The 12204-nt window shown below is 35.2% G+C and carries 13 protein-coding genes; 5 read left to right on the top strand and 8 right to left on the bottom strand.

Features of this window, described 5'->3' with window-relative positions:
• The first annotated feature begins 49 nt into the window (after positions 1-49).
• Together SFA27_RS09415 and SFA27_RS09410 are read left to right on the top strand one after the other, a co-directional pair.
• Complete coding sequence (locus tag SFA27_RS09415; protein ID WP_264517717.1) at positions 50-247, top strand: hypothetical protein; 198 nt, start codon at positions 50-52, stop codon at positions 245-247.
• Positions 248-288: 41 nt separating this feature from the next.
• Positions 289-447: a hypothetical protein gene (locus SFA27_RS09410; RefSeq protein WP_407297885.1), complete on the top strand. Its 159-nt coding sequence runs from the start codon at positions 289-291 to the stop codon at positions 445-447.
• A gap of 153 nt (positions 448-600) precedes the next feature.
• Here the strand turns inward: SFA27_RS09410 and ychF are convergent, their stop codons facing one another.
• The 6 genes from ychF to SFA27_RS09380 form a co-directional block, all read right to left on the bottom strand.
• The gene (gene ychF / locus SFA27_RS09405) at positions 601-1692 is read right to left on the bottom strand and encodes a redox-regulated ATPase YchF (RefSeq protein WP_047377472.1); all 1092 of its coding nucleotides are present in this window, start codon (positions 1690-1692) and stop codon (positions 601-603) included.
• Between the two features lie 180 nt (positions 1693-1872).
• Complete coding sequence (locus SFA27_RS09400; protein ID WP_047377473.1) at positions 1873-2424, bottom strand: ferritin; 552 nt, start codon at positions 2422-2424, stop codon at positions 1873-1875.
• Positions 2425-2704: 280 nt separating this feature from the next.
• Positions 2705-4321, bottom strand: coding sequence for a glycoside hydrolase family 10 protein (locus SFA27_RS09395; protein ID WP_407297882.1), 1617 nt, complete (start codon positions 4319-4321; stop codon positions 2705-2707).
• 129 nt (positions 4322-4450) lie between these two features.
• Entirely contained in the window at positions 4451-6256 is a 1806-nt protein-coding gene (gene typA / locus SFA27_RS09390; protein WP_264517714.1) for a translational GTPase TypA, read from the bottom strand.
• 137 nt (positions 6257-6393) lie between these two features.
• Positions 6394-6600: a bacteriocin-like protein gene (locus SFA27_RS09385; protein ID WP_047377476.1), complete on the bottom strand. Its 207-nt coding sequence runs from the start codon at positions 6598-6600 to the stop codon at positions 6394-6396.
• An 89-nt stretch (positions 6601-6689) separates the two neighbouring features.
• Positions 6690-6944 (bottom strand): DUF1294 domain-containing protein, encoded by a 255-nt coding sequence (locus SFA27_RS09380; RefSeq protein ID WP_047377477.1) that lies wholly within the window; start codon positions 6942-6944, stop codon positions 6690-6692.
• A gap of 83 nt (positions 6945-7027) precedes the next feature.
• On the opposite strand from SFA27_RS09380, the gene SFA27_RS09375 reads away from it, so the two are divergent.
• A complete protein-coding gene (locus SFA27_RS09375) occupies positions 7028-7384 on the top strand; it encodes a hypothetical protein (protein WP_407297879.1) in 357 nt (118 codons plus the stop codon).
• A gap of 87 nt (positions 7385-7471) precedes the next feature.
• On the opposite strand, the gene SFA27_RS09370 is transcribed toward SFA27_RS09375, so the two are convergent.
• Together SFA27_RS09370 and SFA27_RS09365 are read right to left on the bottom strand one after the other, a co-directional pair.
• Complete coding sequence (locus SFA27_RS09370) at positions 7472-8149, bottom strand: YceI family protein (RefSeq protein WP_407297877.1); 678 nt, start codon at positions 8147-8149, stop codon at positions 7472-7474.
• Between the two features lie 108 nt (positions 8150-8257).
• Positions 8258-8479: a hypothetical protein gene (locus SFA27_RS09365; protein ID WP_407297875.1), complete on the bottom strand. Its 222-nt coding sequence runs from the start codon at positions 8477-8479 to the stop codon at positions 8258-8260.
• A 320-nt stretch (positions 8480-8799) separates the two neighbouring features.
• Here SFA27_RS09365 and SFA27_RS09360 point away from each other — a divergent pair, with 320 nt between their 5' ends.
• Entirely contained in the window at positions 8800-10923 is a 2124-nt protein-coding gene (locus tag SFA27_RS09360; RefSeq protein ID WP_407297873.1) for a Tex family protein, read from the top strand.
• 2 nt (positions 10924-10925) lie between these two features.
• A complete protein-coding gene (locus tag SFA27_RS09355) occupies positions 10926-12200 on the top strand; it encodes a PD-(D/E)XK nuclease family protein (protein ID WP_407297871.1) in 1275 nt (424 codons plus the stop codon).
• Positions 12201-12204 lie beyond the last annotated feature (4 nt).

Below are 12204 nucleotides of genomic sequence, written 5' to 3'. Positions count from 1 at the left end.
ATTTATTTTCTTTATTTTCGTCAGAACTAACCCATTAAAAATCAAATCAATGAAAAATCAAATCAATCAAATTGGAAAAAAATTAAACAAAAAACAATTAAAAATTATTAAGGGAGGTATGTTAGATTGTATGGAACCAAGACCATGTACAGAATTTCCATGTGAAACATATCCGCCTGATGATGTCAGAAATTGTACAAAGATCTCTGTTGGCTGTGCACAAAAAATATGCAGACCACAATTATAAAATTCTTATAGAGTAATTAACTAAACTTCAAATTAAACATTATGAAAAATCAAAACCTAACTAACGGAAAAAAATTGAACAAAAAACAATTAAGAGTAATAACTGGAGGAAAAGAAATGTGTCTGCTTCCGGACCTTACTTGTAAGAAATTTTCTTTTGCCTGTGCAGAATTACAATGTCAACCTGGTATTGAACTGTAATAAACAGAAAAAAAATAAATAATGAAATCGCTTCCACCCAGGAAGCGATTTCTATTTGAATCAAATTAAATTTTAAAATTTAACACATAAATGCAAAAAACGCTCCCAAATACATGGAAGCGTTTTTTATTATAAACGAACTTTAATATTTTCTTATACATTGAATCTAAAGTGCATGATGTCTCCATCCTGTACTATATATTCTTTACCTTCTACTGAAAGTTTTCCGGCTTCTTTGATCTTTACTTCAGAACCGTAATGGATATAATCGTTATACTTGATTACTTCTGCACGGATAAATCCTTTTTCAAAATCTGTGTGGATTACTCCTGCTGCCTGTGGAGCTGTCCAGCCCTGTCCGATAGTCCAAGCTCTTACTTCTTTCACTCCGGCAGTAAAATAAGTCTGAAGTTTCAAAAGATCGTAAGCTTTTCTGATCAAACGGTTAACACCTGGTTCTGTAAGCCCTAACTCATCAAGGAAAATTTCTCTTTCTTCAAAAGTTTCAAGCTCATTGATATCAGCTTCGATCTGTGCTGCTAGTACTACTACTTCAGCACCCTCACCTTTAGCCATTTCTTCAATCTTAGCAATCCAATCATTTCCGTTTTTGATAGAGTTTTCATCTACGTTACAAACGTAAAGTACAGGCTTATTCGTTAGCAATTGAACTTCTCCGATAATTGATTTTGTAAAATCATCTACAGCAAATTCTCTTGCATTTTTACCATCCTCAAGGAATTTCTGTAAGTTCTGAAGTGTTTCGTAAGTAAGAATATCTTCTTTTTTTCCTGACTTGATGAACTTTTTAGCTTTTTCAACTGCTTTTCCTACTGTTTCAAGGTCTTTCAGCTGAAGCTCTATATCAATAATTTCTTTATCTCTTAACGGGTCTACTGAACCTTCTACGTGAACGATATTTCCATTATCAAAACATCTTAAAACGTGAATAATTGCTTCACACTCACGGATATTAGCCAGGAACTGGTTCCCCAATCCTTCTCCTTTGCTGGCTCCTTTTACAAGACCTGCAATGTCAACAATCTCAACTACCGCTGGTAAAACTCTCTCAGGTTTTACAATTTTCTCCAGTTCAAATAATCTCTGATCTGGTACAGAAACCGTTCCAAGGTTCGGTTCAATAGTACAGAAAGGATAGTTTGCTGATTGAGCTTTTGCATTACTCAAACAGTTAAAAAGAGTTGATTTACCTACATTCGGCAGGCCTACGATTCCACATTTCATATTGTAAAATTCAAAGTTTAAGGTTTAGGGGCAACCCAAGGTTTCTCCAACTTTAAACATTGAACTCTGAACCTTGAATTACGAGTGTGCAAAGATAGTGATTTTTGAGGGAGTTTCATAATAAAAAAATCTGTCAATATTCTGACAGATTTTCAAAAGGTTCGGATTCACCGTTTGTTTTTATGGATTGTTTCCCGTAGCATTCTGAGCCAGCGGAACTTCATTCGGTGCTTCCTGTAAAGTTTTATCTAAGGTAAATAAAGATTCGTCAGTAGCCCTGTCACCACCTGCAATTTTCAATTTATCAATTAAGTTTTGAGCTAATGTCTCTTCTTCAATCTGTTCCTGTACAAACCACTGCATAAAGTTCCAGGTTGCCCAGTCTTTTTCTTCCATGGAAAGATCTACAATTTTGTAAATAGCAGTAGTATTGTCAACTTCATGTTTAAAAACACCATCAAAACAGGCCGTGAGTGTTTTAGGATCAGCTGGAGGTGCTGGAATAGCATTTACTTTAGGTTTTCCACCTCGGTTTAAAATATATTCCATGAATTTGATAGAATGATTTCTTTCTTCCTGAGAATGACGGTAAAGGAAGTTCGCTATTCCCTGATAACCTTTATCATCAGCCCAAATTCCATAAGATAAAAAAATGTGTGATGCATGAATCTCCTTATTCATCTGGTCACTAAGTGCTTTTTCCATTTTTGCGGAAAGTCTTTTAGTATTCATAATGTTATATTTTGGTGATTATGGGATAAATCATGCAAAAACGATTCCGATAAGGTTATTATTGTAAATACAAACTAATGACCAACCTTAAAATACATCTGATTTTCAATGATTTAAGCTAATAATTTATAGTTATTCTAAAATAAAACCAGCTCTTTTTGGAACTGGTTTTATTTTATTTTTTATGTAAGGTATTATTTAGATGTTGTAAAATACCATCTTTTAGATTGCTTCACCTAATGATTCGCAATGACAAACTGTTTGCTTTTTTGCTACAATATTATTTGATCTTTCTGGCGATATAATCACTTTCATTTCCTAATCTGTCAATAGCTTTTATAGCAACCGCACTCAGCTTTTTACCGTCTTTAAATTTAGGAATGTCTTTTGAAAGGGTATCCAGCGTTAAAATTTCGGTTTGCCATATTCCATTGTACTGCGTAAAAAGAACCCACTGAAAAACATCAGCGGCATTTTTTGTACTCCAGCTTGTTTGTGCAAAGCTTCCGTTGTCAGCAATAAACAATGTAGGAGTCTGCAGTGGAACGGCCTTTATCCATGGAGATTTTGGCACTAATGCTTTTTCACTGTATGGTCCGTTTTTCAAAGCAGGCAGCATATTTGGATTTTTAGTAAGCCCGGCAATACTCCAGTGAATTTCTCCGGCATCATTTTTCAGGATATTTCTTGAAATCGCAATCTGATTTTTGATTTCCGCGGGACGGTCTGATACTTTAATTTCAACAGTATTCAATCCTGGCCATAAGTGACGGTTCATTGTATTTTCGGACTGCCACCAGCTTAACAGAGCCTCAAAACTTTGTCCTTTGGAATCGACAGGCCAGTAAAGCTGCGGTGAAAAGTAATCTACCCAGCCTTTATTTAGCCATAATTTAGCATCTGCATATAACTCGTCATATTGTGAAGATCCCACCACTCCTGCAGGATATCCAGGCTTCCATATTCCAAACGGACTGATTCCGAATCTTACATTATTTTTTTCTGCGTGAATTTCTTTATAGATACGCTCAACAAATTTATTCACATTATCTCTTCTCCAGTCTGCTCTTGATAAAGTGCCACCACTGCTTACATAAGCATTCCAACTTGCATTATCAGGAAAATCTGCACCTTTATTGTAGGTGGCATAAGGATAAAAATAATCATCGAAATGCACTGCATCAATATCATATCTTTTAACAATATCTCTTACTACATTGGATACGTGACCTTGTGTTTTTGGATTGGCGGGATCAAACCAGTACATTCCATTTTTTAATCTTAAAACAATATCGGATAGCTTATTGACCATTGAGAGATTACTCACAGCTCCTCCATTGGTATGGTGAGCCCGGTAAGGATTTAACCAGACATGCAGTTCCAGGCCTCTTTTGTGGGCCTCTTCAATCCAAAACTGAAGTGGATCATAATTCGGAGAAGGAGCCTTTCCTGTTTCACCGGTCAGAAAGTAAGACCATGGTTCGAGATTACTTGTATAGAGAGCATCTGCGGAAGGTCTGATCTGAAAAATAGCAGCATTGAAATTGTTATCTCTCAGCATATCAAGCATACTTATTGCTTCTGCTTTCTGCTGTTCCACCGTAAGATCATTTCTTGAAGGCCAGTTGATATTGGCTACACTCGCAATCCATGCTCCACGGAATTCCCTTTTGATTTCCGGAAGATTGGTTCTGAAATTTTCTTCAGTTGGAGCTATAGTTCCTGTAGTAGGTTTTGTTGTTACGACAGGTACTTTGGGTGGGGTTGTATTGTTGGTGGGTTTTGTCGGATTCTTCGTTGAAGGTGTTTTTACAACATTGTTCTGAACGGAACATGAGGTAGTGTAAGATGCAAAAACGCCCAATAAAACGATAAGTTTTAATTTATTCATTCTCATAGTCACAAAACTACTTTAAAATTTATTTTCATTTTCAGAGATTATTATGCCAAAATAAGCATTTTAATGGGTTGACACAGAAAAAAAGCCTCGAAAATCGAGGCTTTGATTTTATGTATAAGATTTTTATTATGCTTTTGCAGATCTTTCTACTCTTTTTCTTTCTTCTTCAGAAAGGATTTTCTTTCTCATTCTGATGAAGTTTGGAGTTACCTCAATCGCTTCATCACCCTGGATGTATTCCATACACTCTTCAAGAGAGAATAAGATTTTCGGAGCAACACCAGTATCTTTATCTTTTCCAGAAGCTCTCATGTTGTTCAACTGTTTTGCTTCTACGATATTTACAACCAGGTCTCCAGGTTTGTTTTGTTCACCGATGATCATCCCTGTATAGATTTCCTCACCCGGATCAACGAAGAACTTACCTCTATCCTGTAGCTTAGCAATAGAATATTCTGTAGCAGGACCTGTAGTTTTGCTGATCAAAACTCCATTGTTTCTTCCAGGAATAGTTCCTTTGAAAGGCTTATATTCTGTGAAACGGTGTGCCATAATAGCTTCCCCTGCAGTAGCTGTCAACATTTGAGAACGTAGTCCGATCAAACCTCTTGAAGGAATTTCAAACTCCATGTGCTGCATTTCACCTTTAGTTTCCATGATGTGAAGGTCACCTTTTCTCTGAGTTGCCAAGTCGATTACTCTTGAAGCAAATTCTTCAGGAACGTCAACAACCAAAGATTCGTAAGGCTCACATTTTTCACCGTCAATTTCTTTGAAGATAACCTGTGGCTGACCAATTGTCATTTCATATCCTTCTCTTCTCATTGTTTCGATCAAAACTGATAGGTGAAGAATACCTCTACCGAATACCAGGAATGTATTAGCATCGTCAGTCTGCTGAACTCTTAATGCAAGGTTTTTCTCTAATTCTTTTGTTAATCTTTCTTTCAGGTGATTTGAAGTAACATATTTACCATCTTTACCGAAGAAAGGTGAATTGTTGATAGAGAACGTCATGTTCAACGTAGGCTCGTCAATTGCAGTTCTTTCCAATGGCTCAGGATTTTCAAGATCAACGAATGAATCACCAATCTGGAAAGCATCAAAACCTACTACAGCACAGATATCTCCTGCTTTTACTTCAGTTACTTTTTTCTTTCCTAATCCTTCGAAAACGTAAAGTTCTTTTACTTTTCCTTTTACAATTTTACCTTCTGCCTGTGCAAGACCAATCCACTGAGATTCTTTGATCTCACCTCTTGTCACTTTCCCGATTGCAATTCTTCCTAAGAAAGAAGAGAAGTCAAGAGAAGTAATCTGCATCTGAAGATTTCCTTCTGTTATTTTCGGTTCAGGAACATATTGTAAGATACCATCTAATAATGGTAAAATATCTTCAGTCTGCTCTAATGAAGTATTGAACCAACCTTGTTTTGAAGATCCGTAGAATGTAGGGAAATCCAATTGCTCTTCAGTAGCCTCAAGGTTGAAGAACAAATCAAATACTTTATCATGAACTTCGTCAGGACGGCAGTTTGGTTTATCTACTTTATTGATCACCACTAGTGGTCTCAATCCTAATTCCAATGCTTTCTGTAGTACGAATCTTGTTTGTGGCATTGGTCCTTCGAACGCATCTACCAACAAAATAACTCCATCAGCCATTTTCAATACTCTTTCTACTTCTCCACCAAAATCGGCGTGACCAGGAGTATCAATTACGTTAATTTTTGTGTCTTTATAAGTAACAGAAATATTCTTGGATAAGATTGTGATCCCTCTTTCTCTTTCAAGATCGTTGTTATCCATAATTAACTCCCCACTCTCCTGATTTTCTCTGAAAATGTTGGTAGCGTGAATGATCTTGTCAACCAAAGTCGTCTTTCCGTGGTCAACGTGTGCGATAATCGCAATATTTCTAATGTTTTGCATAAAAGATTTTTACGGGTGCAAAAGTAGTGATTTTTAATGAAAAAATATTTACTTATACAAATATTTAATATTATGTTTAAAATACTTATTTACAAGACAATAAAAAAAGAGTGTTCAAAAAACACTCTTTAATCTATCTATATACAGATCTGTACTTCACATGGATCTACTGCAGGCGGTTCTCCACATATAATGTCAAATTCGCCACAATTGCTGGAGAATCCGGTTCCCCAGCCCCATCTTACGGCACATGTATCGGCATCTTTACATCTTACCATTCCTTTAACAATTCCTCCCTGAACTGATTTCATTTCCGTTCTGGAAATTTTTCTAAGATTTCTCATGTTGTTTTATTTATTTGTTATTAGCTTGATAAAATTATAAAAAAAACTCAACACTCAGTATATTATTAAAATATTTAACATTTTCAATGTCAATGTCTTATCAACCTATAAAACAAAACCAGATCTATTAAGACAACAAGAATGAATTTCATTAGAAAGGATTTTTTAGAAACTTTATGGTTGAAAATAATCATTCCAGAGGCTGCTCCAATGATTCCACCCAGCAGAGAAATTCCCAAAAGAGTATTTTCAGAAATTCGCCATTGATGTTTTCTGGCTTGCCATTTATCAAAACCAAAAACACCAAATGTAATAAGGTTCATTACCAGCAGAAAAGGAATCATACTCAATTATTTTGATGCAAAAGTAAAGCTTAATCTTAATATGATCTTAATGTTTTAAATTTGCCTTCCATAAAAATAAATGAATGACAGTACACGATCTTGTGGGAACCTACTCTATTGAAGGAAGCAACCAAGAGGAGTCTTCCCTGCCAACTTATCATGGTATATTGACTTTATCTACTGATGAAAACAACCGAATTATTACCCAATGGATGATTGGTGATCATCTGCAAAATGGTACAGGATTTTACAAAGACCATATTTTAGTCATCAACTTCAATTACGAAGGAGACGATCATACAATCTATAAAGGAGTGGCTGTATACCGCTGTCTAAGTAAGGATATACTGGATGGTTTCTGGTCTGAGAAACATGGCAATCCTCTGTATCTCGGGAGTGAATATTGTGTGAGAATTCAAAATTCAAACATTTTGAACTGATTTCTTTTGGAATGACTAAAAAGAGACTCAAAATAAAAAGAGCTGCCTTGATGAGGGCAGCTCAATTGTTACTAAGATTTAAATAACTTATTTTTTTGCTTTTACGTCGATAGCGATCTCGATATCTTTGCTGATCATCCATTCTGCAGGATCTGCTTCTGAAGTACCGAATTTAAGTCCCCAATCTGCTCTGTTTACTGTAAATTTAGCCTGAATAGCCGCTGAGTTTTCAGTTGCATCTACTTTAGCAGGGAAAGTAACATTCATTGTTTTTCCTGATAATGTAAGGTTTCCGCTTACTGTTTTATTAGCTCCTGCTACAGCATCTTTTGGTGCTTCTTTCAGATCTGTAACGCTTGTAATTTTAAAATCTGAAGTTGGGTTTTTCGCTGTATCAAAGAAGTCAGCGCTTTTCAAGTGAGTTTCAAGTTCTGCAGGTTTTTTATCTTTTTCTGTTACTGAAGCCGGATCTACTTTGATAGAGTTCATATCGATTACAAAGTTTCCAGCAGAAACCTGACCTCCATCAATGCTAAGATCTCCAGACTTTACGGTAAGAGTCCCCCAACGTGGAGCCATTCCTCCTTTGTGGGTAGCCTTCCAGTTTACTACTGAACCTACTGTATCTACTGCAAGTGTTTCTCCTTTGCTTTCTGCTACGGTTTGTTCCTGAGCAGTAGCAGCAGTCTCTGCAGATTTTCCTTTATCACATGATGCTAAAAGCAATCCTACTCCTACTAATGCAATTACGCTAATTTTTTTCATATTGAACTGTTTTAAAAAAGTTTATTGAAATTTTGTTTTCGGGTACAAAAATAGAAAAACCTTCTTTGCATCATCTTAACATATATCAAGAAATGTAAAATTCTATCATTATTTGCAATCATACATCCATTTTCGATATACCTCATATCTATATTGAGAATCATAACTGCTCGAGAATTCCTTATTCTTCTGAGTCCCATTTCTAAAGCATTCAGCTGTATTATCTTTCTGAGGATCTCCTTTAGCCATCCAACCTGTATCTGAATAATCAACATAGGTTCCATCATGATCATTTTTTAAAATTACAGTCCTCTCATATTCCTGTACCATACAATTACATTTTTTAGGCTCTTCATAATTAGAATATGTACAAGATATTATAAAATAACAACAAATGAATAGGGTAAATATTTTTTTCATATTTATTACAGTGAGTTATTAGTTTTTTAATTCAACATAAGTAAGTAAATATTTAAATACAAAATTGCAATAAACATAGATTTAAAAATTAATTATTATATAGTTAAATCAGATTTGAGGAAATAAATGGAGAAGAATAATATAGTACTAAAAAAATAAAGAGATTAATCGATTCCGTATTTATTATTTCTCATTCCAAAACCCTATTTTAGCTATCCGAAAACAGAACAATGACGACCGTAGAATTTATACAGAAAGAGCTCAATATTTCTGAAAAGAGCATCAACAATACATTACAATTATTAGCAGAAGACTGCACCATTCCCTTTATTTCCCGTTATCGAAAAGACAAAACCGGAAATCTCGATGAAATACAAATCGAACAGATCTCAAAGATCAGTAAGCAGTTTGATGAAATCGTTAAGAGAAAAGAATCTATCTTAAAATCTATAGAAGAACAGAATGCCTTAACTCCTGAGCTTAAACTGAGAATTGAAGACAGCTTTGACATCCAGGAGCTGGAAGACCTTTATCTGCCTTTCAAAAAACGTAAAAAAACAAAGGCGGATACCGCCAAGGAAAAAGGGCTGGAACCTTTAGCAAGGATTATTATGAGTCAGAAAAATAATGACATTCAGTTTCTGGCTTCAAAATACCTGAACAATGAAGTTTCATCTGAAGAGGAAGCACTTCAGGGTGCAAGAGACATCATGGCAGAATGGATCAACGAGAATATGTACGTCCGCAAGAACCTCCGCAGACTGTTTCAACGTAAGGCAGTTATTACCTCCAAAGTTGTGAAAGCTAAAAAAGATGAGGAAGATGCCCAGAAATTCTCCCAATATTTTGAATGGGAAGAAAGTCTTAACAGAACACCTTCTCACAGACTTCTGGCGATGTTAAGAGCAGAAGCTGAAGGATTTGTAAAAACAAACGTAGGAATAGACAAAGAGGAAGCTATTGACTTCATTGAAAAGGCTATTATCAAATCTAATAATGAAAGCTCAGACCAAATTGCAGTGGCGATAAAAGACAGCTATAAAAGACTTCTGGAACCTGCTATCTCCAATGAAGCCCTACAGGAAGCCAAAGAAAAAGCAGATAAAAAAGCCATTGAAATTTTCTCTGAGAATTTAAGCCAACTTCTTCTTGCTCCTCCTTTGGGAGAGAAAAGGATTCTGGCGATTGATCCGGGATACCGAAGCGGATGTAAAGTAGTGTGCCTGGATGAAAAAGGAGATTTATTACACAACGAAACCTTATATCCTCATGCTCCGCAGAATGAAAGCGGAATGGCAATGAAAAAGATTCGTTCTATGGTGAATGCTTATAATATTGAAGCGATCTCTATCGGGAACGGAACAGCAAGCCGTGAAACAGAATTTTTCATCAAAAAGATTGCTTTCGATAAGCCGCTGCAGGTTTTTGTAGTTTCAGAAGCCGGAGCTTCAGTATATTCTGCCAGTAAAATTGCACGAGAAGAGTTTCCAACATATGATGTAACAGTGCGTGGAGCTGTTTCTATAGGAAGAAGGCTTTCTGATCCGTTAGCTGAATTGGTAAAGATTGATGCTAAATCTATTGGGGTTGGACAGTACCAACATGATGTAGATCAGACTCAACTGAAAAATGAACTGGATTCTACTGTGATGAAATGTGTAAATTCTGTGGGAATTAATTTAAATACAGCAAGTAAGTCGCTTTTAAGCTATGTTTCAGGAATTGGAGAGAAAATGGCTGAAAACATTGTCAATTACCGCGCTGAAAACGGAGCATTTGAAGACAGAAAACAGCTTAAAAAAGTTCCGAGACTTGGAGAAAAAGCCTTTCAGCAGGCGGCCGCTTTTGTAAGAATTGCAAATGCTAAAAACCCATTGGATAATTCCGCTGTACATCCCGAAGCTTATGGAATTGTAGAAAAAATAGCCAAAGACTTAGGCATTAAAACTCATGAACTGATCGCCAATAAAGAAAAAATAGCTCTGGTAAAACCGGAAAGTTATATCACAGGTGAAATCGGGATCCTAGGGATCAAAGATATTTTAAAAGAGCTTGAAAAACCGGGTCTGGATCCAAGAAAGGCTGCCAAAGTATTTGAGTTTGATCCTACTGTTAAAAGCATTAAAGATTTAAAGGCAGGCATGATTCTTCCCGGCATCGTCAATAATATTACGGCTTTCGGATGTTTTGTAGATCTTGGAATCAAAGAAAGCGGATTGGTTCATATTTCCCAGCTGAAAGACGGTTTTGTATCGGATGTCAACGAAGTGGTAAAACTTCACCAGCATGTCCGTGTAAAGGTAACAGAAGTAGATGAAGCGAGAAAAAGAGTACAACTGAGCATGATTCTGTAATTATGGAGAATATACAGCTTTCAACGATAAAACATCTACTGACAAACATTTCTATTATCTCAAAGAAATATAATGATATTGCCCAAGTTACTGGCGAAAATTTTAACCTTTTCTCAATTATGAGAATGGAAACCAATGAAAGATATACTCATTCTGCAATAATAGGTGAACTTTTAAATATCAAAGGAACTCACGGACAAGGTAATATTTTTCTAAAATTGTTTTTCAATGAAATAAAATGTTTACACTCTATTAAGGATTTCAATTTTGAAAATGCCAATATAACTCTTGAAAAATATTTAGGAACTGTAGACATAGAAGGAAAAACAGGAGGATTTATAGATATTATTATCGAGGATGGAAAACATACCATTATCATAGAAAATAAAATTTATGCATCTGATCAGGAAGCCCAACTTGAAAGGTATAAAAATCATTATAGACAAGCCGTTTTAATTTATTTGAATTTATTCGGGACTGAGCCTTCTGATGAAAGTAAAGGGACACTAAAGTCTAATATAGATTTTCATTTAATTACTTATAAAGACCATATTAAAAAATGGCTTGAGAAATGCCATAAAGAATCTGTAGAGCAACCTGTTTTAAGAGAATCAATTAAACAATATCTGCATCTCATAAAGAAACTAACCAACCAAACAGTAAATAATGACATGGGTGAGGAAATAAAAAATCTACTCCTGCAAGATTTGAAAAGCGCTAAAGAAATAGCAGACAATTTTCAAGCAGCTAAGGCTATTATTTTAAATAAAATCAGAAGTGAATTAAAAAGAGAGCTAGAAAAAATTTATAACGAAAAATACTATTTCTTTGAAAATCATAATGCAGCAGAAGAGAAAAATTCTCATATCTGGTTTAGTTTAAAAGAGTTCAAAGAAGACAGTAAACAAATCAGTTGTTTCGGATTAGAGCCTTTTAGCGGATGGGGAAATAATCAAAATAATCTCTTTATTGGAATGTTAGATTTTGAGAACCAAGATCTTCCACTATTCAAAAAGCATATTCCAAATATAAAAATCAATGGCTGGTGGAGAGGTATAGAAGATTTTGGGATTTTCGAATCTTACCCCATAGATTTTTCTGATGTTGAATTCCTGCAGCTTTTACACAGTAATCCTATCAAATTACAAGCACTTATTCAATTTATTATTGAAAAAACGAAGAATTATGTAAGCCGCTATGAAAATACATTCATGATAATTCATTCAGAAAGAAAGGAAAATCTTTCGCAACTCTTCTTAGAAACTGAAAATTCATAATAAA

Source organism: Chryseobacterium sp. HR92, from assembly GCF_045689405.1.
Taxonomy (GTDB): domain Bacteria; phylum Bacteroidota; class Bacteroidia; order Flavobacteriales; family Weeksellaceae; genus Chryseobacterium; species Chryseobacterium viscerum_A.
The sequence above is the reverse complement of the archived record's forward strand: the minus strand, read 5'-3'. Positions and strand labels throughout refer to the sequence as shown.

Coding starts and splice junctions, on each gene's coding strand:
- SFA27_RS09415 (WP_264517717.1), top strand. CDS start 50: ATGAAAAATCAAATCAATCAAATTGGAAAAAAATTAAACAAAAAACAA.
- SFA27_RS09410 (WP_407297885.1), top strand. CDS start 289: ATGAAAAATCAAAACCTAACTAACGGAAAAAAATTGAACAAAAAACAA.
- ychF (WP_047377472.1), bottom strand. CDS start 1,692: ATGAAATGTGGAATCGTAGGCCTGCCGAATGTAGGTAAATCAACTCTT.
- SFA27_RS09400 (WP_047377473.1), bottom strand. CDS start 2,424: ATGAATACTAAAAGACTTTCCGCAAAAATGGAAAAAGCACTTAGTGAC.
- SFA27_RS09395 (WP_407297882.1), bottom strand. CDS start 4,321: ATGAGAATGAATAAATTAAAACTTATCGTTTTATTGGGCGTTTTTGCA.
- typA (WP_264517714.1), bottom strand. CDS start 6,256: ATGCAAAACATTAGAAATATTGCGATTATCGCACACGTTGACCACGGA.
- SFA27_RS09385 (WP_047377476.1), bottom strand. CDS start 6,600: ATGAGAAATCTTAGAAAAATTTCCAGAACGGAAATGAAATCAGTTCAG.
- SFA27_RS09380 (WP_047377477.1), bottom strand. CDS start 6,944: ATGATTCCTTTTCTGCTGGTAATGAACCTTATTACATTTGGTGTTTTT.
- SFA27_RS09375 (WP_407297879.1), top strand. CDS start 7,028: ATGACAGTACACGATCTTGTGGGAACCTACTCTATTGAAGGAAGCAAC.
- SFA27_RS09370 (WP_407297877.1), bottom strand. CDS start 8,149: ATGAAAAAAATTAGCGTAATTGCATTAGTAGGAGTAGGATTGCTTTTA.
- SFA27_RS09365 (WP_407297875.1), bottom strand. CDS start 8,479: ATGGTACAGGAATATGAGAGGACTGTAATTTTAAAAAATGATCATGAT.
- SFA27_RS09360 (WP_407297873.1), top strand. CDS start 8,800: ATGACGACCGTAGAATTTATACAGAAAGAGCTCAATATTTCTGAAAAG.
- SFA27_RS09355 (WP_407297871.1), top strand. CDS start 10,926: ATGGAGAATATACAGCTTTCAACGATAAAACATCTACTGACAAACATT.